Below are 24,213 nucleotides of genomic sequence, written 5' to 3' on the forward strand. Positions count from 1 at the left end.
TTTGGCGCGCCCTTTGCTTTGAACATCATTTTTACGATTCCCGCTATGGCTGTCGCAAACTCGAGTATCTATGCGCCGATTTATCCTTGGGCGCAACCGATGCTGGCGATGTTACCCGGACATCAAGGAACGTTGAACATAACGACGGAGACTGCGATGACCATTACGATTGCGGGAATCGTCTTCATCATTGGCGGCTGGGTGCACTTTACGAGACGGGATATACATGCGTAATACCGAAGGTCACTTCTCACGCTGGCTGGTTCATTAGCCGACATGTCTTTCGAACCACTCAGAAACGAGAAACTTCCATTTCAGGGACCAGCACTAGCTCATGGTTCTCCCTGATGGGTTCGATTTGGCCGATTGCATGATGTGCGGGTCCACAATGGTATGGGCATAAACATGGTGGGTGCAAAATAAGTCAGTCCATGAAAGGGGAGGGTGCCGATGACGCTGATGCCGTATCGCAACGAGCCGACCATCGACTGGACGGCATCGGAGAGGGCGGCGGAACTGAGATGGAATCTGGAGTCTGTGCGCGGCCAGTTTGGCCAGACGTATCCGCTGTTCGTGAATGGCCGAGAGATCCGGACGGACAAAACGCTGGCGTCGCTCAATCCGTCCGACCACCGGGAAGTGGTCGGCCACGTGTGCCAGGCGGACAGACGGGTGATCGATGAGGCGGTGGACGCCGCCCAGAAGGCGTTTGAAACCTGGAAGCTGACCTCGTTCGAGGAACGGGCCATGTATCTGTTGAAGGCGGCGGCCATCATGCGCCGGCGCAAGGCGGAGTTGATGGCGTGGCAGATCTTCGAGTCCGGCAAGAATTGGGCGGAGGCGGACGGGGATGTGAACGAGGCCATCGACTTTTTGGAGTTTTACGCCCGGGCGGCCATGGAACTGGGGAAGGGGCAGGAACTCACCCCGTATCCAGGCGAGGACAATCGCATGATGTACATGCCCCTGGGCGTCGGCGTCGTCATCCCGCCCTGGAACTTCCCGCTGGCGATTTTGACGGGCACGACGGTGTCGGCCCTGGTCACCGGAAACACGGTCTTGCTCAAGCCGTCTCCGCTGTCGTCGGTGATGGCGGCGAAGTTTGTCGACATCATGCGCCAACTCCACCTGCCGCCGGGTGTCCTCAACTTTGTGCCCGGACCACCGGAGGAGATTGGCGACTACATGACCGGGCATCGCGACGTCCGCTTCATCTCGTTCACCGGATCGAAAGCGGTGGGCCTGCATATCGACGAGGTGGCCCACCGCACCACGGCCGATCAGCGGTGGATTAAACGGGTCATCGCGGAGATGGGCGGCAAGGACGGCATCGTCGTCGACGAGACGGCAGATTTGGACGAGGCGGCCGCCGGCATCGTCGCCTCCGCATTCGGGTTCCAGGGGCAGAAGTGTTCGGCCGGATCGCGCGCCATCATCCATCAGGCGGTGTACGACGAACTGTTGCAGCGGGTGGTCGAGCGGACGCAGCAGCTGACGCTGGGGCCGGCGGAGGACAATCCGGACGTGGGGCCGGTAATCGACGAAAAGGCGTTCGCCAAGATCACCAAGTACATTGCCATCGGCAAGCAGGAGGGGCGGTTGGTTGTCGGCGGGACGTACGACGATTCGCGCGGGTACTTTATCCATCCCACGATTTTCGCGGACGTGGCGCCGGACGCGCGTATCATGCAGGAGGAGATCTTCGGGCCGGTGCTGGCCGTCTGCAAGGTCAACAGCTTTGAAGAGGGTATCGAAGTGTTCAACTATACCGAGTATGGACTGACCGGGTCGGTCTACAGCCGCCGCCGCGACCGGCTCGAATACGCACGCTGGCACATGCATTGCGGCAACCTGTATTTCAACCGCAAGTGCACAGGCTCCTTGGTCGGCGTGCAGCCGTTTGGCGGCTTCGACATGTCCGGGACCGATGCCAAGGCCGGATCGAAAGACTATCTGCTGAATTTTGTCCAGCCAAAGACGGTGACGGAGCGGCTCTAACCGGATGTTTCCCGCCGTGGCGCTGCCTGGCGGGGACGAGGTGGAGGCTGCGGCCCGGTTTGCCGCCGAGGTGTGCTCTGGGCCGGTGGATGTTCCTTTGCAGACAGGCTTGGTGTATCCTGGACTCAAAATCATCGATTCCGGCGGCGCGCAGCGGCGAAGCCCAGGCGAAGAGCGGGAGTCCTGCGCGTGATGGATTCAGAATCGGGATAGAGGTTTGCGATGGGGATGGCATCCGAGGCCCACGTTCGGTTCACGACGTGTCCATTGTGTCAGGCCAAAAACCGTGTCGACCTGGGCAGGGCGCAGCAGGCGGTGTGCGGCACCTGCAAGCGGCCGCTGTTCATCAGCCACTACGACGTACTGAACCTCTCGCCCGGCGCCTCGGCGGCGGAGATCCGGCAGCAATACCGGCGCCTGGTGCAGGTCTGGCATCCCGATAAGGCGGGCGGCGAGGCTCGGGCGGATCGCCTGTTTCAGACGGTGCTCCAGGCGTACCGGACGCTGTCGAACCCGGACTCGCGCCGCGCCTACGACGCTCTGCTGCAGGCCCGCTCGGCAAAGATTGCGCAGGGGAAGCGCGCGGGTGGAGGTGGGGCGACAAATGGGAATTCGGATTCGGGCGGGGCATCAGCGCCCCGCCAGCGTGCGTCGAGCCAGGGTGCTGCAGGCCAGCGAGGCGCCGCTGCCCGCGGGACCACCGCCGCTTCTGCGGGGGCAGGGCCGGACGAGGGGCAGCGCCGGTACAGCACGCAAGGAGACGCGCCCGGTCATGGCGCACCCATGGACACGGCCCTGCAGGTGGTGCTGAACGCGCTGGTGCTCTGCGCCGCCGCGGTCGTGGGGGTGCTCTGGCTGGTCAGCGTGGGTGCCTGAACCTTGACCGCGTGCGCGAGCCCGCCCCCGTACGGCCCCATCCTGGAGCCGCATGCCCTTAATCTGTACGCCTATCCCCACACCTCGTGCGCCGTTTCCACCACCAGGCGCAGTTTGTCCCACTGCTGCTCCTCCGTCAGCAGGTTGCCTTCCTCCGTCGAGGCGAACCCGCACTGCGGGCTCAGGCACAGCTGTTCCAGCGGCACATAGCGGGTGGCTTCGTCGATGCGTCGCTTGAGGTCGTCCTTTGCCTCCAGCTCGCCAAACTTGGAGGTCACCAGTCCCAGGACGATGCGCAGGTCCTTGCGGCTGACAAAGCGCAGCGGCTCAAACCCTCCCGCTCGGTCGCTGTCGTATTCGAGGAAGAAGCCGTCGATGCGCAGCTTGCCAAACAGGGTCTCCGCCACCGGCTCGTAGCCGCCGGAGGAGATCCAGGTGGATCGGAAGTTGCCGCGGCAGATGTGCATCGTGATCGTCAAATCGCTCGGCTTGTCGGCCACCGCTTCATTGATGGTCGCCGCGTAGCGTTCCTCTAGGCGCTTCGGGTCCCAGCCGCGCTCCTTCATCTGCTCCCGCTGTTCCTCCGAGCACAGGTACGCCCACGCCGTGTCGTCTAGCTGCAGGTAGCGGCAGCCCAGGGCGTAAAACGCCCCTATCGCCTGTTTGTAAGCCTGCGCCAGGTCGTGGAAAAATTCGTCCTCGTCCGGGTACGCTTCCGCAATGCCGGTGCCGCGAAAGTGCAGCATGCTGGGGCTCGGGATGGTCAACTTCGCCAGATGGTCGCCCGCGACGCTCTGCAGGAACCGGAAGTGGTCCAGCATCGGGTGGTTGCTGAACCCCACCTTGCCCACCACCCGCACGCTGTGGGCCTTGGTGGCCTGGTTCTGGAACTGGATGCCGTGTTCCGCCTCGTATCCTTCCACCCCATCCAGGCCCTCGAGAAAGTCAAAGTGCCAGTACGCGCGCCGAAATTCGCCGTCCGTGACCGCCTGCAGGCCAATCTCCTTCTGCTTGGCGACGACGCGGGCAATCTCTTCGTCCTCCACCGCCTTCAGCCCGGCGGCGTCAAGGTGGCCGGCGGCCCGAGCGGCCCGCGCCTCCTTCAACCGATCCGGCCGCAGCAAGCTCCCGACCATGTCTCCCCGGAACGGGGGACGCTGTGTGCTCTGTTCTGCCAATCCAATCTCCCTCTTTCTCGTCTTTTTCCTAGACGCGGCGCTGGACCGCGCTGGCGGAACCAGAAGGTGCAACCACCAGGTGAAACCACAGCTGGATTCAGCCGCAACTACTCGCCCGCCAGCACATGGACCACCCGCTCCAGCCGCATGCCGCGCGATGCTTTGACCAGCACCGTGCAGCCGGCGGGCAGCAATGCCTGCAGCCTGGCGATGGCGCTGTCCCTGTCCGGGAACGGGTGCACCCGGGGACACCCGGCCGCTTCGGCCGCCTCCGCGGTCCACTGGCTCATGGGACCAATGGTCACCAGCACATCGATGCCCAGCCTCGCCACCTCCTCGCCGACTGCGCGGTGGCCCGCCTCCGTGTACGCGCCCAGCTCGTACATGTCGCCCAGGACTGCGGCCGTCGGGCCGCCCCGGGCGATGTCGGTGAGCACCCGCAGGCTGGCCCGGGTGGAAAGGGGGCTGGCGTTGTAGCAGTCGTCAATTACCGTCCGCCCGTTCTTTCCCGGGAGGATGCGCAGGCGGCCACTGCTTGGGGCGAGCCGCGCTAGTCCCTGTGCCATGTCGGCCAAGGCCAGCCCGTGCACCGCACCGACCAACAAGGCACCGAGGGCGTTGTTGACGTTGTGCTCTCCGTAAGTCGGCAGTTCCACCTCCGCCGTCTCACCGAGCACATGCGCGGTAAAGCGCACTCCCTGAGCGGTGAGGATCAAGCCTTCCGCCCAGGCGTCGGCGGTGGGGTCCAGGCCGTACCAATACACCCTCCCCGGGCACCTGTCCGCCACCCGTCGCAGCCAGGCGTCAGTCTTCAGCAGAAACCCGCTTCCGTCGGCCGGCAGTGCTTCGAGCAGCTCCGCCTTCGCCTTGGCGATGTTCTCCTGGCTGCCGAGCAGTTCCAGGTGGCTCTGGCCGATGTTGGTGATGATACCGCTGGTCGGGCGGGCGATGCTGCACAGGTGGGCAATCTGGCCAAACCCGCGCATTCCCATCTCCAGCACGACCGTTTGATGCTCCGGACGGCGGGAGAGCAGAGTGAGAGGCAGGCCGAGTTCGTTGTTGTGGTTGCCGGCCGTCGCCAGGCAGGGCGCGGACACGGACAGCACGGCGGCCAGCATCTCCTTGGTCGTCGTCTTGCCGTTACTGCCGGTGACGCCAATCACCGGGCCTGTGAACAAGGAGCGTTCCCGCGCCGCCAGTCGCTGCACCGCGGCGAGCGAGTTGTGCACCACAACGACAGCCGGCGCGTCGCCCTGCGGGAGTTCATCGGCGGTCAGCGGTCGCTCCACCAGCGCCGCGACGGCCCCCGCCTGGGCCGCCTGGCGGACGAAGGCGTGCCCATCCGCCTGTTCGCCGCGAAAGGCGATGAACACGTCTCCTGGCGCCACCCGCCGGCTGTCAATCGCCACCCCCGTGACGGTAGCGTGCGGATCGCCCAACATCAGCTGTCCCTCCACGACAGCGGTCAGTTCGGATACGGAGAGCGGGGTCACGACAGCACCGTCCTTCCTGTAATTCGCGGCTTGTTCCCTGCGTCCTATCGTATCATGAGACGGCCAGCGGAAGGGCACAGATGTCGCAACTTTTCGCGGATCGGCTTCACAAGGTGGAAACGTGGGCAGTACAATGTGACAGTAGTCTAAAGGGGTGGCAACGTGACGAAACGGATACGAGTGGGTGTCGTGTTTGGCGGCAAGTCGGGAGAGCATGAGGTGTCGCTGCAGTCGGCCAGGTCCGTGATGGCTGCGCTGGACAAGGAGCGCTATGAGTTGGTGCCTATCGCTATCGACAAGGCGGGACGCTGGCACGGGGGCGAGCGGGCGCTGGCCTGGCTGCGCGGGGAAGTGGAAGCGCCCGTCTTGGCCGGGCAACCCCAGGCTCCACTGCTGGAAAACCGGGACGGGGAGCCGGATGAAGCCATCGCGGGCACGGGGGGGCTGCAGGCTGTGCCGAGCGCCGCCGTCGGCCGTGGGGGCGAGCGGGTGCCGGAGGCGGTCGTCGGCGGCATCGACGTGGTGTTTCCGGTGCTGCATGGATCTTACGGCGAAGACGGGACGCTTCAGGGCATGCTGGAAATGTTGGACCTGCCGTATGTCGGCGCCGGCGTGCTGGCCTCGGCGGTCGGCATGGACAAGGTGGTGATGAAGGCCCTGTTTGCGTCCGCCGGCCTGCCCCAGGTGCGCTACACGCATTACTTAAGATCGGCATGGGAGCGCGATCCGGAGCTGGTGCTGACGGACGTGGAGGAGAAGCTGGGCTACCCGTGCTTCGTCAAGCCGGCCAACCTGGGCTCCAGCGTCGGCATCAGCAAGGCTAAGGACCGTGCCGGGCTGGAGCGGGCGCTGCGTGAGGCGGCCAAATACGACCGGAAAATCATCGTCGAGGCGGCCGTCGATGCGCGCGAGGTGGAGGTGGGGGTGCTCGGCAATGAACACCCCATCGCCTCGGTGCCGGGGGAAATCGTGCCATGCAACGAATTCTACGACTACCGGGCCAAGTACATCGACGGCAAATCGATGCTCATCATTCCGGCCGAGCTCCCGGCGGAAACGGTGGCGGAACTGCAGCGGTTGGCCGTGCGCGCCTTCCAGGCGATTGACGGCGGCGGCTTGGCGCGCGTGGACTTTTTCATCGAGCGGGGGACGAATCAGGTTTTGGTCAACGAAATCAACACCATGCCCGGCTTTACCGAGTTCAGCATGTATCCGAAGCTGTGGGAGGCGAGCGGCATCTCCTATCGGGAACTGATTGATCGGCTTGTGCAGCTGGCCCTGGAGCGGCACGCCGACAAACGTCGCAACCAAACCGAGTTCACGCTCGGGTGAGCCGCACGCATGCGCGTCCTGGGGCGGTTGCTCAAGGCTATCGTGAAGTTGGCGTTGACGGCCGTCGTTCTGCTGGCGGCGGTGTACGGCGGCCTGTACGTCTACTTCACCCGGCTGCGGCCCATCGACAAGGCGGTCCAGGCGGTCGTAGAAGAGCGCACCCGCCAGTACCATGTCCACCCGCTCAGCTATGACCAGATCCCCGACTTCTTTCGCCAAGCCGTCATCGCCACCGAGGACCGACGGTTCTGGTGGGATCCAGGGATAGATCCCATCGGCATCGTGCGTTCGCTGTACGTCGACATTGAGGCGGACGGGTATGTGGAAGGCGGGTCCACCATCACCCAGCAGCTGGTGGACAACACCCTGCTTTCCAAGGAGAAGACGCTGGCTCGCAAGCTGCGGCAAATGGTCTACGCCGTCGGCATTTACGACACGATGAGCAAAAAGCAGACACTGACCGATTACGTCAACATGATCTACTTCGGGCACGGGGCGTACGGGCTCTACAACGCCGCCCAGACGTACTTCGGGCTCCCGCCCGGCGCCCTCAACGAAGGCGAGTTGAGCCTGTTGGCCGGACTGCCCAACGGCCCGTCTTTATACGATCCGTTCGTTTCTTTGCAGCGGGCGCGCGCCCGCCAATGGGTGGTGCTGGAGAACATGGTCGACGCGGGCCGGCTGAGCGAAGCCGCCGCCGAAGCGATTTACCACCAGCCGCTGCGTCTGAAAGGAGGGGCCGGAACGTGAGCGGGCTTTCATGTGATGCACGGGACGCGCGGCGCCACGGGCCTGGGAAAGGGGAGGAAGCGAGTGTTTCGCCGCCTCGGCAAACTGCTGTGGGCGTGGGAACTGTACAGTTTTGTCCGCAATTTTAGTCCCACCGCTTACCTGATGGACAAGGCGTTTGAGTACGTGTTCGAACGCTTGACTCTGTGGGATTACCTGTTTCTGGCCGGCGCCGGCGTCCTGTCCCTGGCCTTTGTCGTCGAGTTTCTCGATGGCTTGGTACAGCTCGTCCTGACCATCCTCCGCGGTGTGGGCCTCTGGCATGACGTGTGGCCCAATTGGCCCGGTCTGCGCTGGCTGGCCCATCCCACTTTCGGGGGTGTGCTGGCCTGGTTCTTCATCGGCCTCGCGTTGAGCCTTGCGCTCCTCGTCTGGCTGTTCCACTTCCTGCGCCGTTTGTGGCCGGAGGGGAGTACGGGCGATGTCAATCGGGCCTACGGCGGCGCCCACGTGCACGTGGTGTGGCAGAATGGGGGCGGGGCCCCACGCGCGTGGTCGTCGGCGCAGATCCGGCCCAGGCGCGTCGTCAGTCCAACTGCTTGGGGGTTTTTGTTGTTTGGTTGGCTGCTGCAGGTGCTGATGTGGGTCTGAATCCTCAACCTCTGGCATCCTCTGTGGGCGCTCGCTGCAGCGGCCGCACCAAATACCATGCGACAAGGAGATGAGCCCATGAAGATTCATGTGCTTGGCTTCTGGGGCACGTATCCTGAGGCGGGGGAAGCCACCACCGGTTTTCTCCTCGAATCAGGGGATGAGCGCATCCTGCTCGACTGCGGCTCCGGTGTGCTGGCCCAACTCCTGCACGTATGTCCGGTGGAGAGGCTGACCGGTGTCGTCATTACTCACCACCATCATGACCACAATGCGGATCTCGGCGTGCTCGCCTACGCGCTGCTGCAAGCGCGATTGAGTGGCCGGCGCAGCGTTCCGCTCCCGATGTATATGCTGCCGGGCCCCGGAGGGTTGATGGAGGAGCTGCGGCGTGAGCCGCTCGTCCGCCTGCACATGTTGAAGCCGGACGAAAGCGTGTCTGTCGGCGGTGTCTCGTTCACGTTTGCCCCGACCCAACATCCGGTTCCGTGCCTGGCCGTGCGGGCCGAAGCCGAAGGCCGCGTGTTCGCCTTTTCCGCCGATTCTTCGTTGGTGCCGGAACTGCTCCAGGTGGCGCGAGGAGCCGACTTGTTCGTCTGCGAGGCCAGCATGTTCGATGGGCAGGAAAAGCAGGCCGTGCAGGCTGGCCACCTGACCGCGCGGCAGGCCGGCCAGTTGGCTCGGGAAGCGGAGGCAGCGCGGTTGGCGCTGACCCACTATCCTCACGAAGGCTATCTCGACAAGCTCATCCAGCAGGCGGAGACGGCGTACGGGCGCGGCGTGGAGCGGCTGTTCACGCGTCAGGTGCTGGAGGTGTGACGGTGCCGCACGCACCCGTAGCCAAGCATGAGCCCTCGCCTTGGGCTATTGAATTTCGCGGCGTCGGACGTACGTTGCCAAGTGAGGATGGGCCGAAAAGCATCCTCACTGGGGTTTCTGGAAGACTGGCGCGCGGTCGTGTGCTGACGCTCATCGGCCCTTCCGGGGCTGGCAAGAGCACCCTGCTTTCGCTCTGCAACCTGTTGCAGACGCCCGATATGGGGGAGGTCTTTATCTGGGGGCGGGAAGTGCGCACATGGCTGTTGGCCGAGCTGCGCCGCCGCGTGGGTCTGGTTATGCAGCAGCCGGTCATGCTGCCCGGCACGGTCGCGGACAACCTGGCCGTTCCCAGTCGTCTGCACGGTCGGCCGCAGCCAGACGGTTACAGACTCTTGCAGCAGGTGGGGTTGGACCCATCCCTTTTGCAGCGTCCGGCAGCGGAGTTGTCGGGCGGCCAAAAGCAGCGCGTGGCCCTGGCGCGCATCTTGTCTAACGAGCCGGACATTCTGCTGGTCGACGAAGGGACCTCCGGACTGGATCGCGAGTCGGCCGAGATCATGGAGCGCCATGTCCGTCGTCTTGTCGCTTCACGAAGTCTGACGGTCGTCTGGGTGACGCATGACCTTGAGCAGGCCCGGCGTATGGGCGATGAGACGTGGCTGATGGACAAGGGGCGGGTAGTCGAACAAGGAATAACCGAGGCGTTTTTTGAAGCTCCGCAGACTGAGATAGCCAAACGTTTCCTGCGGGCGGGTCTGAGAGCGGACAGGCGGACGCTGGCCCCAGGTGAGGAGGACGAATCATGAGCCTGTGGACATTGTCACTGACGCTGGCGTTTGTCGTTGCGGCGATGTTGGTCTCGCTCTGGCAGCGCCTCGGCCTCGAAAAGGACATGCTGGTGGCGACTGTCCGCGCCACTGTGCAGCTGCTTCTCATCGGCTATATCCTCAAGTTTGTCTTTCACGTCGGCAACCTGGCCTTGACGGCGGCCATGGTAGCCGTTATGACCTGCGTCGCGGCCGATAACGCGGGGCGTCGCGGGCGCGGCCTGGCCGGGCGGTTTTGGCGGCCGTTTGTCGCCATTGCTGCGACCGAGGTGTTGACTCAAGGCTTCTTGTTGGCCGGGCACGTCATTCCCGTCCGACCTTCCTATATCATCCCTATCAGCGGCATGATTGTCGGCAACTCGATGGTGGCCTGCGGTCTGTTCCTGAACCGCCTGCGCGACGAGACCCAGGCCCGCAGTGCCGAAGTGTGGACGCTGTTGGCTCTGGGCGCTAACCCAAAACAAGCGTCGCGCGCCGTGGTCAAAGCGGCCACCAAAGCCAGTATGATTCCGACAATTGACAGCGCAAAGACGATGGGCCTGGTCCAACTTCCCGGGATGATGACAGGACAAATCATTGCCGGGGCAGACCCGATTCAGGCTGTCCGCTACCAGTTGCTGATTGTGTTCGCCATCATGGCTTCCGCTGCTATCACCAGCATCGTCCTCGGTCTGCTCACCTATCCGCGGCTGTTTAACCGCTTCTGGCAATTGTTGGTTTGATGCGCGCTTGAAGTCGGCATAGGCTGGGATTGTCCTGGATGCAGGCTCACCGTACTCGCTATACCCCCTTCCGTTATCCAACATATGCATAAAGACCAATAATTGGATTATAATACCGGAAATCAAGGGGTATTGTCGAACTCATGCAGAGCAGGGTGAGGACATGACTCTCTGGAGTCGTTGGATGAAACCGAAATCCGGTCCACGGAAGCAGCCACTCCCTCCTGACAAGGTCCTGCAAGAGTACAAGAGCCAGAAGTTCGACGGACACGTGAAGAAGGCTCTCCGCTTGATTGAAGAGATGCTGGGAGAAAACGACGACTTGGTCATCCGCGACTTTCGCGTCTGTCAGACGCACGACGCGGCCGCAGCCTATTTCGCCAACATTGTGAATCGCGATACCAGCAACGAAAACATCTTCCGGCCGTTGATGGACATGAAACCGAGCGCGGCCCGCGCACGATTGCGCGGGCGCGCTTTGCGCGAGGTCATCGTCAAGGAAGCTTTACACCACGAGGAAGTGTACCTGCGCACCGACATGATCGAGGTAATCGAAGATATCATGCACGGCCACACGGCTGTATTTGTGGAAGGGTGCGACAAGGTCATCGTCGTCGATGCGCGCATGGTGCCGCACCGCACGCCGGAGCAACCCTATACTGAGCAGGTGATTCGAGGCGCACGCGACGGGTTTGTCGAGCAGCTTTCGACCAACATCACGCTCCTGCGCTATCGGCTGCAGACCCCCAACTTTCGCATCAAGATGATGAAGATTGGGCGATTGTCCCGGACTAAGGTGGCCGTCTGTTACGTCGAGGGCCTCGTCCGACCTGCGCTCGTACAGGAGGTGCTCGACCGGCTCAAGATGATTCATGTCGACGGCGTACTTGACGCAGGCACGTTGGAGCAGTTCATTGAAGACAATCACTGGAGCCCGTTTCCCCAGGTGCAAAACTCAGAGCGTCCAGACAAGTGCGTGGCCAGTTTGCTCGAGGGGCGCATCGTCATCCTAACGGACGGCACACCGTTCAGCCTCATCGTGCCAGCTGTGTTTGTCCAGTTCTACCAGACGATGGACGACTATTCGGAGCGCTGGTTAATGGCCAGCTTGGTTCGGCTCGTTCGCTTGGTCGCGCTGATCTTTTCCTTGGTCTTCCCAAGCATCTACGTGTCCATTATCGCCTTCAACCCAGAACTCATACCGACCAATTTCGCTGTTGCTGTGGCCGGCGGCCGGGCCGGCGTCCCGTTTCCGGCTGTGGTTGAGGTCTTGGTGATGGAGATTTCGATGGAGGTGCTGCGTGAGGCTACCCTTCGCCTGCCGCAGCAGGTCGGCGGCGCCCTGTCCATTGTCGGTGTGCTCATCGTTGGCCAGTCAGCCGTGGCCGCTGGGTTTGCGAGCCCCATCACCGTGGTCATCATCGCCCTGACCACCATCGGATCGTTTGCGACTCCCGCCTACAACGCGGCTATCGCCCTGCGCATCCTGCGCTTTGTCCTGACCATCCTGGCCGGTTTCTTCGGTTTGTACGGGGTGGTCGTCGGGCTCATCCTCATCAGTAACCACATGCTTTCGCTGCGTTCCTTCGGGGTCCCGTATCTGAGCCCAGTTGTGCCGATGAATATGCAGGGGCTCAAGGACGCCTTGATGCGGGCGCCGCTGTGGTGGATGTGGCGTCGTCCCCAGCAGCTTGATCCTATCGACTCTCGCCGTTTGGCGCCGGGTGCGGCGCGAAAACTGTTGTCCCAGAACAGCAACACGCTTGATCCGGTCAAACCGCGGAGGCTTAGATAGATGATCCACAAGACAGTCTATCGCCATATCACCGTCATGGAGGCGGTGGCCATTTTCATCGGTTCCTCCTTTGGCATCGGCATCCTCGCGTTGCCCCGCATGGCCGTTGAGGCGGCCGACACCGGCGCGCCCTTGCTCACCCTGTGTGGGCTGTGTCTGACCCTTTTCGGGGCCTTGCTCATAACCCTGCTTGCGCGCAGATTCCCTAATGATACCGTGGTGCGCGCGGGGGAGCGTGTCATTGGGAAATGGCCAGCGCGCCTTATGGGCGTATGTCTGGCTGTGTTTTTCATTCTGCTCACGGCGCTGGGGGCACGTGAGTTTACCACCGTGGTCGCCGTAGCCGTGTTGCCGCGCACCCCGGTTGAGGCGACGACGCTGGTGATGTTGCTGTTGGCCGCTTCGTCAGTGCGGAACAATTTCACCTCTTTTGCCTACATCCAACTATTCTATCAGCCGTTTCTGTTCATCCCGAGTGTCTTAATTCCGACATTGGCGCTGAAGAACGCCATCTTCACGAACCTGTTGCCGCTGTGGGGCAACGGGGAGGGGCACTGGTGGGCTGGGATGGCATCGGTAGCGGCGTTGTTGCAGGGCGGTTTTGTGCTCGGGTTTTTAGTCCCTGCCATGATTGAACCCAGGCGAATGCCGCAGGTGCTGCTTTGGGGAGGCATCTTCATCGGCAGCGTCTACCTGCTGTTTGTCATCGCTTCCTTGGCGGTGTTTGGCAGCATGGAAATCCGCAATCTGATGTGGCCGACGCTCGAAATGGCCAAGATCACCATGTTGCCCGGCGAGGTCTTGGAGCGCCTCGATGCGGCGTTCTTGGCGATTTGGGTCACCGCCGCGTTTGCGGGATTGTACACCACCTATTTCATTGCGTCGCTGGTCATCAAGGACGTATTGCGGTTTGAAGACCATGCTTTTCTCTCCTGGGCCCTGCTGCCGTTTATCTTCATGGCGGCGATGTTGCCTCCCAATGTGGTGCAGGTGTACCGGGCGATGGAGTGGTTGGGGCGAATTGGACTCGTGCTGACCATCGGCTACCCGCTCATCTTGCTTGCGGTGGCTTGGATGAGGGGCGTACGGGAGGAGCGTGGTCTCCCTGAGCAAGCGGACAGCACTCTGTAGGTGGTTTCAGGCAGGTCTCACCGTCTTGGTTTGCCTGTGTACGACCGGCTGTTGGGACAGTCTCGAAATTGAGCAGCGGGCTATGGTTCTGGGCCTGTCGGTTGATATTGCGCAAGTCCCATCCGATGACAGCCATTTTGCTACAGAACGGAATACCGGCAACGCTTCGGAAAGCCCGCGGCCGCTGCAGGTGCAGGGTCGTCCGGAGTCCGAGGCCGCCACTGCAAGGGCAACCGCCAAGGAGACAGCCCGCATGCCGATTCGCCTGACGGCCCAGATTCCTATACCTGGCCGTATTCCCTTGGGGCCTGGGGAATCGGGAGGCGGGGGCGCAAACAATCCGTCGCAGTCCGTTTGGGTGGTCCATTCAACCGGCGAAACGGTGACAGAGGCGCTCCAGTGTCTCCAGCAGCAAGTGGCTGATCCTCTGTTCTTCGGCCACCTGCGCGTGATTGTGGTCTCTCGTGAGTTCGCCCAAAAGCGTGGCCTATCCGACCTGATGGATTATCTGCGCCGCAATCCACAGGTGCGCCGGACACTCTGGATTCTGGTGTCGGAACACGAAGCCGCCAAGTTGCTGGCGACCGCGCCGCCGTTGAAGCGTGTCCCCACGCTGTACCTGATTTCGACGATGGATCAGGCGATTCGCTTAGGTAAGTTTCCCACCGAGTTCTTGGGTGTGGCCGAGAGCAAAGTGGTCATGAAAGGGCGCGACATGGTGCTGCCGTATGTGGATGTGCAACACGGTGAGACCATGCTGTTGCAAGGCATGGCCTTCTTTCGCGACTATCGGTTGGCCGGGGTGGTTACCGGCATTCCAGGGGTCTACACGTATATGGAGCTATGCGGCATTCGTCAAGGCGGGATTGTAGATCGGGCCCAGTTGCCGGGCGGATCGTGGGTGGTATTGCAGTCGTATCGCCGGCGCCGCAGTATCCGCCTGCAGATGGTGCAGGACCAGCCGGTGTTTGATGTCTATGTGCATATCGATTTTCACATCCATCAGACGTCGGGCGATCCGCTCAACCTATCGAATCCGGCCACACTCCGCTTGATTGAGCGCAGAGAGTCGGAAAAAATCATCTCCGCGCAGAAGGATTTGATCCGCCGTACCCAGCAAGCGGGCTCCGACATCGTGGGCTTTGGCGAATTCGTCCGCGCGTATCGGCCTGGGTGGTGGGATGCGCACATACAGACGAAAGACCGCTGGCGCGAGGTCTATAAGACACTGCCTGTGCACCTGCATGTGAAATCGCGCGTGCGTGTGTACGGCATGAGGGCCAGGTAGATGCCCCATGATTGAGTTTGACTGGTCTGAAGCGTATCCACTGATGGGCGGCGTGTTGTTCGTCGTATGTGGGGTGCTTCTCATCTTTTTTGAGGCTTGGCGGTACGGTAAGATTGGGCATGGCTACGAGCAAAGGAACAGTCGGCTGTGGGGGTGGGTGCAATTGGTCATCGGGTGTGGGCTCATCCTTGCGTACGAGCTGTATTGGTACGTTTTGTAGCTTCTGGATGCAGCTACACGTCGCCGCAGACGCATACCAATGGGGCCAGGAGAAATAATGATACACGTCTCCATCAGAACAACCATGAGGAGGTATCGGTGATGACGGTCGCGACTCAGGTGAAACAGACTCTTGCGGGATTGAAGAGCGCGCAGGCCAGCTTTGAACAGTTCGCTCTGCAGACGCAGAATCAGCAAGCCAAGCAGTTGTACACCGATGCGGCCAACCAGACCAAGACCCTGGTTCAGTCGTTGGAGCAGCGGGTGCAGGTGCTCGAGCAGGAGGAGCCGCAGTACCAAGGGTTTTGAGGCATACACACCGGGGCAGAACCGTCACGGGGCGGCGTGCCATCAGCGCGCCGTCCGGCGTGAGGTTGCAAATGGGATACAGACCGGATGGCTAGTCGGACGCTCGGACGATAATCCACAGGGCAATCAGCACCAAAAGCGCCACAATAATCAGGACAATCGCGCCTGCGCTCGGGGGATGCAGCGCCATTCCTCTCACACCCTCACCTTTTCCCGCCTTCTGCCAACTATGATAAGGCGATGGGCGTGCGCCGAAATCGGTCAAAAGCCGCAGGGTACATCCGACTTTTGTCGCATCCGCCATCTTGTTCAGGATTTCACCAGACCGACGCCTTCCTGCCACACCGATTCGGGGACGCTTGCCTGCAGGCGCCGCATCGCCTTTGTCAACCAGCGAACGCGTTGCTCGTGCCAGTGCCAGGCCGCGTCTATCCAAGCCCTGTCCCGCTTGTCTGTTACCTCAAGCCGCCGTAAATAGCCCGCGGCTTTGTCCATGTGCTCACGTGCTTCGATGAAGCACTCGATGGTCATGAGGACCAACCGCCGTTGCTGGCGTTGGCTGTGGGCGCCCGCCAGGATGCGCACCAGATTGCCGGCAGCGGTGTTCAGGTGGTAGCTGCTTTCATAATTCTCCGCGTGAAGGCTTCGCAACACCGGCTGCCGCGCGAAATTGGGAAGGTAATTCATTTCCGACGTGATGGAGCAGAACACCTGCTCCGCGTAGAGGGCCGATTGCACCCGCCGATACAAGCGCTGCCACAGGCTGTCTGTCGCTTCCGCCATCGTTCACTCCTCCTCTTGGTCAGCCGAAGTAAGCTACCCGGTTCGCCTGCCTGCAGAATATGGTCGTTTGCCAGCGGGCGTGCGTACAATCACGGTGACGGTTAGACAGTGGCAACTAGGCGTTTTGACGAGTTCTCCGAAGCAGCCGCCTTCCCGTCGCGTCACCCGCGCCCCAGCAGCCGCAGACGCGCCAGCAGAGCCCAGCGCCGCTCCGTTCGCCGGCGAAAGCGGGGCAGCCAACGGTAGGTATCCAGACACTGCCGCAGGGCGGCGGTGGCCTCCGCTGGCTGCCCCAGCCTGTGGTAGAGGGATGCCATCTGGTACAGGGCCTGACACGAAGACTCGTTGTATTTCCGAGCATCGTGCAGGTCCGCCAGCGCCTGTTCGGGATGGTCTTTGACGTGCAGCGCAGCCAGGCGCAGATAGGGCTCCCCGTAGCGCAGGTTGGGGGTCTGCGCGACGGCGCTCCGCATCAAGCGCTCTCCGCGGTCCGGGTCTCCCAGTGCCACGGCGCACACGCCTTCGTCGTACTGCACGTCAGGGGACTCCCGTACGGAATCCGGCAGCGTTTCCAGCAGCTTTTGCGCCGCTGACCAGTTTTTCCGTTCCATATGCAAGCCGGCCAACTCGTAGCGCGCATCCGCATGGTGCGGGCTCTGCGCAATCGTGCGCTTCAATTCGGCCATCCGCCGCCAGCGCCGCAGCGGCCGGCGAAAGCTGGGTAAAAGCCCGATATAGCGCCTATCCACCACGTAGTAAGCGGCGAGGAGGACCAGAACGGCCAGCCACGGATTTCCAAACAACGCCGCCAAGAGCCGCCAGATCATAAACAGGAACAAAAACTTCAGTGCCGCCACACCCCTTTTGCGTCCGCGCGCAGGTTGACTCGGTTGCGTACATTCTGTTCCTCTCAGTATACAACTTGAGCGGCCGCTTGCTCAGGGAATGGATGGCGCACGGGGCATGGTCATCCCGTCTCATTTCGTCTCATGCCGCTAATTCGCCGCGGCTTGGTTGCAACCTGTCCATCCGATGCCCGGAAAGGGCGCAACTGCTATACTGAGGATCGACAGTGCGAATGGGGGCAAGGGCATGCAGGAGGCAAGGTTGGTTTCCGTGCAGGTTGGCCGTCCGCGCGCCTATCTGGTACAGACGCGGCCGTCCGCGCCGGCCCGCCCACTGGAAGGCCGACAGACGGGGGCGCTGGCGCCCCGAGGCGGCGATGGACAGGACGGCGGGGAGGCCGTTCCGGCCACCTGGGAATCCGGGTTTGCCAAGGCGCCCGTCAACCGTCCGCTGTGGCTGGGGCGCGAGCAACTGGAGGGGGATGGGCAGGCGGACAGGAAGAACCACGGCGGCCCGGACAAGGCGGTGCTGGCGTATGCGGCCAGCCACTATGATCTGTGGCGCCAAGAACTCGGTCGCGCCCTGCCGTACGGATCGTTTGCGGAAAACTTCACCGTCGATGGACTCGATGAGCACGCCGTGTGCATCGGCGACGTGTACTTGGTCGGGACGGCAGAAGTCGAGGTGGCGCAGCCGCGCGTCCCCTGTTGGAAGATTGAGCGCTACTGGGGTCTGCCAGGTTTGACCGAGCGGGTGCGCAGCAGCGGGCGCAGCGGCTGGTACCTGCGGGTTCGCAAGCCAGGGTGGATTCAGGCAGGACAAGCGGTGCATCTGCTGCAGCGGCCCTACTTGGAATGGACCGTGGCGCGGGTCAACGACCTGATACACGGGCGGTGTTCCAGCATATCGGCGCTGCGGGCCCTGTTGGAGGTCCCGCCCCTGGCGGCCGCCGTCCGCGACCAGGTACAGCAGCGGCTTCAGGCGCGCACGGGTCCGTAGACGCATGGCGCCTGCGTCGGGGCCGGTGTTCTTCCAGATGGCATGCGCTGTCCTGATTCCGATTGGACCTCTAGGATCGGACGGCGAGCGCATGGGTTCAGCACGAACGAGAGCTAGGAGGAGAGAAAATGCCCGATTGGAAGCTGATTGCCCTGGACATGGACGGGACCAGTCTCGACCTGGGCCTGGACATCTCCGAGGAGAATCGGCACTGGATGCAAAGGGCGATGCAGGCAGGCGTCGCCGTCACCTTTGCCACTGGCCGGCACATCCTCGGTCCGGTCCGGCAATTCATGCGCGAGCTAGGCATGACATGGCCGGTCGTCACACTCAACGGCGGCGAAGTCTGGACGGCGGACGACCGGTTGTTGGAGCGGCACCCTCTGCACCCGGACGATATCCGATTTCTCTACGACTTGGCCCGCCAGTTTGATGTGCACTGGTGGGCCACCACGGTCGACGGGGTGGTCAGCGATGTCGACATTGAGCCGCACCTGCGGCAGGCTACGTGGCTGAAGTTTGGGTTCTACGCGGACAATATGGATACCGTGGAGCGCATTTGGGCCCTCCTCGAGTCGCGCGGCCGGTATGAACTGTCCAACTCCAATCCGAACAACATCGAGGTCAATCCGCGCGGGGTCACGAAGGCCAGCGGCCTGCAGACGGTTTGCGACCACTTGGGCATCACGCAGGATCAGGTGATTGTGATGGGCGATAGCCTGAACGACATCCCGATGATGCGGTGGGCCGGGCTTGGGGTGGCCATGGGCAACGCCCAGGAGAGGGTCAAGCAGGAGGCAGACTTTGTTACCGACGTCTGCGAGGCGCACGGGGTCGCCAGGGCGATTGAGCGGCTGTTGAGCGACCGCATTACCACGAGGTGAAGGGCATGCGTTTCATCGACAATCAGAACATCATGGACGCCACACTCAACCTGGCCCTCGAAGAACACGCCTTGACGACGTTTGACATCAACCAGACGTATCTACTAAATGTAAACTAAATGCAAGAGAACAACTATGTGAGGACAACAATGGAGTATACATTTTAAGGATCGCAGTGGCCGTCCAGGGCGGCTCTTACGTCGTGCTAAGACAACGTTACTCAACCCCACATGATGCAACGGCATTTCACACTTTAAGAGTATACGCTCCTCGCACCGGACGTACGCAAGGACTTAGAGCAGGAAGTTCTGTGGTCAACTCTTCGAGGCAAATGAAATCGTCCGCTTACGACAGGAGAATCAGCGGCTGCGAGAGCAATACGAAAAGGGCGTGCGTGCCCTGCTGGAGGTGATCGAACGCTGAGAGGTTAGGCAACGGAGGGGTTCCATACAGGAACAAGTCTCTCCAAATCCATACCTGCGTGTAAACCATTCACATGGCTTGTTGGGCGACCGGATTGTCAGCATCTCACAACCGCATGAGCGTCCTATCTTCAAGGAACGCGAAATTCGCTTGAGCGGTTCGCCGCTGGGGAGGTCATCGCAGGCAGGGCGGGTGAAACAGGTGCGGCTGGAGAGGATAGGCTAAGTCTCTCAGTAGACGTGCCCGACCTCACTCATGAAGCTAACGCCACCCTACCAGAGAACCCGTTTAGCAGCCCCTATGCAGGGACACCCTAATGGAGGGCCTTTCTTCAAAAACTTGGAGGTGTCATGGCCCAAATGGACCGACATGTTACAGATCCAGGATTCGCGAACCGGTGAGGGGTGGAAGAAGGGAATGAAATACTGTCCCCCTCATAAAGATGGATTTCACGGTTGTTGAGACGAACAATGAGTTCTCCCTCCAGCACATAGCCGCATTCCTCGCCAGCATGCATCACAAGGCCTTCTGGGTCATGAGCGTTGCCGGGGTCTATCTCGACGAGAAGAAATTCGATTTGGCCTTGCATGTTCGGACTCAATAGGTGATAACGTACATGAGAGTCCGGGAAATGGATGATTTTTCGTTGATGTTTACGTACAACCAGATTTTCGTCGGTCTCTTGCTTTTGAAAAAAATCGTGCATAGGAATGTTTAGATAGTTGCATATCCTCCAAAAAACGGTAAGTGTTGGAACTACTCTTCCGCGTTCAACTTGGCTGATGAGGCTGGTACTCACTCCGCAGGCGTCAGCGAGTTCCTTAATCGTATACCCCTTTTGTTGCCGAACCTCTCTCAATTTTGCATAGTCAAATTCCGACATTTGACTCGTTCCTCCAACTGACGTTGACCGATACGGCGGCGCTCTTTTCTATCATCTTTTCAATCAATAGAATAACTTACAATAGGTGCACCGTGCAAAACACGACGGCGGATCCTATAGTCACTTGTTATGCACGGTGCGCGAATCCCAATACAAAGGTTTGGATGCGTTCAATCCCCTACCTTCAATTCGTATGCAGCACTGTCGAAATTCTATGGCTGCATTTCAGTTCCGGTTTCAACTACCTTTTCGTGTTCTTTCAGTCTCAAATATGCAAGCCAGTACAGGAGTGCCACAACCACAATCACCGCAGTTTTTATGATGTCGCCGGACGATTGTTGAGTCAGGGCTACGACGACGCCAAGTATCGCGATGATGGGAGGGAGGGGCCAAATTGGCATCCGGAATGGCCGTTGCTCCGATCGGGCTTTGAAGCGGCTGACAATTGCGGAGATCGCAATCAGCAGATAGATGGTCACAATGATGACACCGGTGAACGTGATGAGGTTGTTCAACGATGTGAAGTAACATAGGATCGCGTTACCTATACCGAGGAAGACAAACCCCCACTTCGGGACATTGCGTCGATTCATGCTTAAGAAGAAGCGGTTGATAGGTTCCGGCCAGCTATCATTACGCGCCGAATCCAAATAGATGCGGGCGTACGCCAGATTGCCGCTTAATCCAGTGTCAAACATGGCAATGACGACACCGATGATTAGTATGGTCGCGCCCACGTGGCCCGCCACAGACTGCGCCACATAGGTGAGTGGCGCACTTGACTTCATGGCGGTGCCAAAGTCCGGGATGGCGAGCGTCGCAGCCACAACGGCCAGGACTTCCACTACGACGGAAGTCAACACGGCAATCATGACCGCCCGTGGTAGGTTACGACGTGGCTCTACCGTCTCTTCCGCAAAATAGAGCGGCCAATCGTAGCCATTAAACGCGAACAATGCTGGCACCACTGCGGCCATCATGGAGGTCAACCCTACTCCGGTCAGGGTACCATGCCCATTCACCATGGTCGGATGAAGAATGAATCCGATGGGGTGACTGGCGCCTGAAAAGGAAACAGCGATAAATACCAGGATCACGACAAGCTCAATGACCAGCATGACCATGGCAACCCAACTGGCCGTACCGATACGTTCTAGTGAGAACCACGTGACAATCGCCATCATGGCCACGGCCGCCCAGTTCACGGGGATTTGGGGTACAAGTGAATTCAGATACGTTGAAGAAGCCACCAGAATACTTGCCGTCACCACAACCCCCAGAACCAAAAACAAGAAAACTGCAACAAATCCGAGCGGTTTTCCCAGCGCGCGCCGGACGATTGTATAGGCTCCCCCTGCACCTGGGTATATGGACCCCAGTTCCGCGTAACAAAACGCCATAGAGATCGCGATGCACGCCCCGATGATGAATGCCCAAAATACACCGGTCCCTGCCGAATCCAAGCCAGCACCATAAACGAGAAATACGGATGTGGTGGGGGAAATGGCAGCAATGGCAATTGCGAGTACCTGGCGCAGTCCCATAACCGGTTTAAAACCGCCATGTGTCTTAGATCCCTCAGCCTTCACGCGCTCTCCTCCCTCTCCAAATAGATTTCAATAAAATAAAATTTTTACCCATTGAGTACATTATCTTAACTTATCCCTGTTTGTCAATGTACGAACGGATAGGTCGGACCGTTAGTCGTTTAATATCATGTAAATTTATTTTTTGTTATTTAGGATATTGAAAACATCCATTCTCCATCTTATAATGCACGTGAAGCAGGAAGGGACCCATTGATGTTCGGCGGGGAGCACAAAGATTGGGGGGAGTTCGTTGTGTAACACATCCGGGTTGACAATCTTCGATCTACATTCGGACATTCCCGCCGATATCGTAGCGAGACGGGCGAGCGGTGAACACGCCGTGTTTCAGAACCGGCATGCCAGGCGCCTGATGGATCATGGAGTGAAGGCAGCTATCCTCGCGCTTTGGGTAGAACCTGCCTACCGCGCTAACGCTGCTAGGCGGATCCTGCAGATTGCCGGCGCACTTCGCGCTGATCTCGCGGAATCCACAGCGTGCGTGCAATTGGTGACGGATGTGAATGAACTTTTGGATTGCATCGCATCCGGAAAATTCGCGGTGATGTTGGGCGTAGAAGGAATGACGTTCATTGAACAATGGCCTGTCTTTCACGATGGGTGGAGACCCACGTCGCTCGGCCTGCAGTTCGACCAATTGCGGAATGAACAATGCGCCCAGTCGCTCGGCATTCTGAAAGCGCTGGGACTTCGCCACGCAATCCTCGTCTGGGGAGGACAGAACGAACTTGCAAGCGGCCCAGGTCAATTCTACGATCCAGATGCGAGACAGGGGTTGACGGACTTTGGCCGTGCTGTCGTTCAAGCGTGTGAGCGATCGAATATCGTGATCGATGTGTCGCATTTGGATGAAGCGTCCACGACAGATGTGCTTGAGGCTACAGAGGGAGTGGTCATCGCTTCCCATTCCAATGCACGTGCATTGTGCAATCATCCGCGCAATTTGTCCGACGCACACTTGCGCCGAATCGGCGAGCGGCAAGGAGTGGTGGGTATCAATTCGTATGCGCGCTTTGTGGATGCAGACCATGCGACTGTCGACCGTTTTATTGATCACATTGTCTATATAGCCAATCTGATTGGCATTGAGCACGTAGGATTGGGCTTTGACTTCATGGATTATCTGCCGGACAGCTTTGGGTTTCCAGAACGAACCGATGGACTGGCGCGCGTGGAGGATGTGCCTCGCCTGATTGAGCGGTTATATGCGAGGGGATTTAACGACGAGGAGATCGCGATGCTCACCTTCCGCAACGCGGCACGAGTGATGTCGCGGCCAAATGTACAGTAGGAGGAACATACGCATGTTGATTGGCATCCCAAAAGAAATCAAGCACAATGAGAACCGAGTCGCCGTAACACCGACGGGTGTAAAGAGTTTTGTCGCGCAAGGTCACCAAGTTCTTGTCGAAGCGGGTGCGGGTCAGGGGTGCGGTTTCACTGACGAGGAATATCGAGCGGCGGGGGCACGGCTGGTCTCCCACGAAGATGCCTGGACAGAAGCGGATCTCGTCGTCAAGGTGAAAGAGCCACAGCCGTCAGAATACGCGTTTTTCCGGGAAGGTCTGACGCTGTTTACCTATCTGCATCTTGCGGCAGAACCGGAACTCGCAAAACAACTGATGGAGTCCAGGACGACCGCGATCGCGTATGAAACCGTCCAAACCCAAAGTGGTGCACTGCCTCTACTAGCGCCCATGAGCGAGATTGCCGGAAGAATGGCGCCGCAAATCGGTGCCCAATTCCTCGAAAACCACTATGGGGGACCTGGCATTCTTATCGGTGGTGTCCCCGGCGTACGCGCGGCCTATGTGGTGATTGTCGGTGGGGGCACAGTCGGCACGAATGCGGCGAAAATCGCTGTGGGAATGGGTGCGCGCGTCACGGTTCTAGATAAGAGCGCTGAGCGCCTTGCATTTCTGGACGATTTGTTTGGGAATCGGGTTCAGACTATGGCTTCTAATCCCTACGACCTCGCTGCGTGCACCGCAGAGGCGGACCTGCTCATTGGGTCGGTCCTGATACCTGGCGCGAAGGCTCCGAAATTGGTGACCACCGAGATGGTGCAATCCATGAAACCTGGTTCCGTTATTGTAGATGTTGCGATAGACCAAGGCGGTTCAGTTGAGACCATCGACCACATCACGACCCATGAGAATCCCGTATACACAAAGTTCGGTGTGATTCATTACGCGGTTGCCAACATACCGGGTGCAGTGGCTCGAACCTCAACCATCGCACTGACCAACGCCACTCTCCCATTTGCACTGCAAATTGCAAACCTCGGGTGGGAGCAGGCTGCACAGCAAAACCCGGCGCTTCGGGGCGGGGTGAATGTCGCATGCGGTGCAGTGACTCACAAAACGGTGGCTGAGGCCCTGGATATGCCATACCACGAATACGAATTTGTCGTTTCTTGAC

Annotated in this window: 24 protein-coding genes and 1 pseudogene; 19 read left to right on the top strand and 6 right to left on the bottom strand. The window is 60.2% G+C overall.

The window, feature by feature from the left end; translation table 11 throughout:
- The 4 genes and pseudogenes from ASH01S_RS19035 to ASH01S_RS12440 all read left to right on the top strand — a co-directional run.
- Positions 1-234 (top strand): annotated as a pseudogene (locus ASH01S_RS19035) (ABC transporter permease); the annotation flags it as partial.
- Positions 235-450: 216 nt separating this feature from the next.
- A complete protein-coding gene (gene pruA / locus ASH01S_RS12430; protein WP_067928710.1) occupies positions 451-1,998 on the top strand; it encodes an L-glutamate gamma-semialdehyde dehydrogenase in 1,548 nt (515 codons plus the stop codon).
- A gap of 16 nt (positions 1,999-2,014) precedes the next feature.
- On the top strand, positions 2,015-2,191 hold the full coding sequence (locus ASH01S_RS12435; protein WP_157067126.1) for a hypothetical protein: 177 nt from the start codon (positions 2,015-2,017) through the stop codon (positions 2,189-2,191).
- Between the two features lie 29 nt (positions 2,192-2,220).
- Positions 2,221-2,874, top strand: coding sequence for a J domain-containing protein (locus ASH01S_RS12440; protein ID WP_067928713.1), 654 nt, complete (start codon positions 2,221-2,223; stop codon positions 2,872-2,874).
- A gap of 71 nt (positions 2,875-2,945) precedes the next feature.
- On the opposite strand, the gene ASH01S_RS12445 is transcribed toward ASH01S_RS12440, so the two are convergent.
- Both ASH01S_RS12445 and ASH01S_RS12450 read right to left on the bottom strand, forming a co-directional pair.
- Positions 2,946-4,052, bottom strand: coding sequence for a 5-methyltetrahydropteroyltriglutamate--homocysteine S-methyltransferase (locus ASH01S_RS12445; RefSeq protein WP_083517117.1), 1,107 nt, complete (start codon positions 4,050-4,052; stop codon positions 2,946-2,948).
- A gap of 107 nt (positions 4,053-4,159) precedes the next feature.
- Positions 4,160-5,545, bottom strand: a complete 1,386-nt coding sequence (locus ASH01S_RS12450) for a UDP-N-acetylmuramoyl-tripeptide--D-alanyl-D-alanine ligase (protein ID WP_067928715.1) — start codon at positions 5,543-5,545, stop codon at positions 4,160-4,162.
- 162 nt (positions 5,546-5,707) lie between these two features.
- Between ASH01S_RS12450 and ASH01S_RS12455 the strand changes: the two genes are divergently transcribed.
- The 11 genes from ASH01S_RS12455 to ASH01S_RS12505 all read left to right on the top strand — a co-directional run bounded on the left by ASH01S_RS12455 (position 5,708) and on the right by ASH01S_RS12505 (position 15,367).
- Positions 5,708-6,877: a D-alanine--D-alanine ligase family protein gene (locus ASH01S_RS12455; RefSeq protein WP_067928717.1), complete on the top strand. Its 1,170-nt coding sequence runs from the start codon at positions 5,708-5,710 to the stop codon at positions 6,875-6,877.
- A gap of 9 nt (positions 6,878-6,886) precedes the next feature.
- Positions 6,887-7,627, top strand: a complete 741-nt coding sequence (locus ASH01S_RS12460; RefSeq protein ID WP_157067127.1) for a transglycosylase domain-containing protein — start codon at positions 6,887-6,889, stop codon at positions 7,625-7,627.
- Positions 7,628-7,690: 63 nt separating this feature from the next.
- Complete coding sequence (locus tag ASH01S_RS12465) at positions 7,691-8,257, top strand: hypothetical protein (protein WP_157067128.1); 567 nt, start codon at positions 7,691-7,693, stop codon at positions 8,255-8,257.
- 78 nt (positions 8,258-8,335) lie between these two features.
- Entirely contained in the window at positions 8,336-9,076 is a 741-nt protein-coding gene (locus ASH01S_RS12470; protein WP_067928720.1) for an MBL fold metallo-hydrolase, read from the top strand.
- 2 nt (positions 9,077-9,078) lie between these two features.
- Entirely contained in the window at positions 9,079-9,882 is an 804-nt protein-coding gene (locus ASH01S_RS12475) for an ABC transporter ATP-binding protein (protein ID WP_067928722.1), read from the top strand.
- Positions 9,879-10,625: an ABC transporter permease gene (locus ASH01S_RS12480; protein ID WP_067928724.1), complete on the top strand. Its 747-nt coding sequence runs from the start codon at positions 9,879-9,881 to the stop codon at positions 10,623-10,625. The genes ASH01S_RS12475 and ASH01S_RS12480 overlap by 4 nt, the downstream gene beginning before the upstream one ends.
- A 184-nt stretch (positions 10,626-10,809) precedes the next feature.
- Complete coding sequence (locus tag ASH01S_RS12485) at positions 10,810-12,420, top strand: spore germination protein (protein ID WP_067928726.1); 1,611 nt, start codon at positions 10,810-10,812, stop codon at positions 12,418-12,420.
- On the top strand, positions 12,421-13,551 hold the full coding sequence (locus ASH01S_RS12490; RefSeq protein WP_157067130.1) for a GerAB/ArcD/ProY family transporter: 1,131 nt from the start codon (positions 12,421-12,423) through the stop codon (positions 13,549-13,551).
- A complete protein-coding gene (locus ASH01S_RS12495; RefSeq protein ID WP_083517127.1) occupies positions 13,517-14,839 on the top strand; it encodes a Ger(x)C family spore germination protein in 1,323 nt (440 codons plus the stop codon). Before ASH01S_RS12490 ends, ASH01S_RS12495 begins: the two co-directional genes overlap by 35 nt.
- Before the next feature lie 7 nt (positions 14,840-14,846).
- Complete coding sequence (locus tag ASH01S_RS12500; RefSeq protein ID WP_067928729.1) at positions 14,847-15,059, top strand: CLC_0170 family protein; 213 nt, start codon at positions 14,847-14,849, stop codon at positions 15,057-15,059.
- A gap of 101 nt (positions 15,060-15,160) precedes the next feature.
- The gene (locus tag ASH01S_RS12505) at positions 15,161-15,367 is read left to right on the top strand and encodes a DUF1657 domain-containing protein (protein ID WP_067928731.1); all 207 of its coding nucleotides are present in this window, start codon (positions 15,161-15,163) and stop codon (positions 15,365-15,367) included.
- Between the two features lie 309 nt (positions 15,368-15,676).
- Here the strand turns inward: ASH01S_RS12505 and ASH01S_RS12510 are convergent, their stop codons facing one another.
- Positions 15,677-16,150 (bottom strand): hypothetical protein, encoded by a 474-nt coding sequence (locus ASH01S_RS12510; RefSeq protein WP_067928733.1) that lies wholly within the window; start codon positions 16,148-16,150, stop codon positions 15,677-15,679.
- 161 nt (positions 16,151-16,311) lie between these two features.
- Positions 16,312-17,007, bottom strand: coding sequence for a tetratricopeptide repeat protein (locus tag ASH01S_RS12515; RefSeq protein ID WP_067928735.1), 696 nt, complete (start codon positions 17,005-17,007; stop codon positions 16,312-16,314).
- A 235-nt stretch (positions 17,008-17,242) separates the two neighbouring features.
- Here ASH01S_RS12515 and ASH01S_RS12520 point away from each other — a divergent pair, with 235 nt between their 5' ends.
- Together ASH01S_RS12520 and ASH01S_RS12525 are read left to right on the top strand one after the other, a co-directional pair.
- A complete protein-coding gene (locus ASH01S_RS12520; protein ID WP_067928737.1) occupies positions 17,243-17,995 on the top strand; it encodes an MOSC domain-containing protein in 753 nt (250 codons plus the stop codon).
- A 128-nt stretch (positions 17,996-18,123) separates the two neighbouring features.
- The gene (locus ASH01S_RS12525; protein ID WP_067928739.1) at positions 18,124-18,879 is read left to right on the top strand and encodes a Cof-type HAD-IIB family hydrolase; all 756 of its coding nucleotides are present in this window, start codon (positions 18,124-18,126) and stop codon (positions 18,877-18,879) included.
- Positions 18,880-19,633: 754 nt separating this feature from the next.
- Here ASH01S_RS12525 and ASH01S_RS18000 read toward each other — a convergent pair.
- Complete coding sequence (locus ASH01S_RS18000) at positions 19,634-20,185, bottom strand: cupin domain-containing protein (protein WP_083517120.1); 552 nt, start codon at positions 20,183-20,185, stop codon at positions 19,634-19,636.
- Positions 20,186-20,397: 212 nt separating this feature from the next.
- Positions 20,398-21,774, bottom strand: a complete 1,377-nt coding sequence (locus tag ASH01S_RS12535) for an APC family permease (protein WP_245629059.1) — start codon at positions 21,772-21,774, stop codon at positions 20,398-20,400.
- A 250-nt stretch (positions 21,775-22,024) separates the two neighbouring features.
- Between ASH01S_RS12535 and ASH01S_RS12540 the strand changes: the two genes are divergently transcribed.
- The gene (locus ASH01S_RS12540) at positions 22,025-23,083 is read left to right on the top strand and encodes a dipeptidase (protein WP_067928743.1); all 1,059 of its coding nucleotides are present in this window, start codon (positions 22,025-22,027) and stop codon (positions 23,081-23,083) included.
- A 13-nt stretch (positions 23,084-23,096) separates the two neighbouring features.
- Complete coding sequence (gene ald, locus ASH01S_RS12545) at positions 23,097-24,212, top strand: alanine dehydrogenase (RefSeq protein ID WP_083517121.1); 1,116 nt, start codon at positions 23,097-23,099, stop codon at positions 24,210-24,212.
- The last annotated feature ends 1 nt before the right edge of the window (position 24,213 follow it).

Origin of the sequence: Alicyclobacillus shizuokensis NBRC 103103, assembly GCF_001552255.1 — a bacterium.
GTDB classification, from domain to species: domain Bacteria; phylum Bacillota; class Bacilli; order Alicyclobacillales; family Alicyclobacillaceae; genus Alicyclobacillus_G; species Alicyclobacillus_G shizuokensis.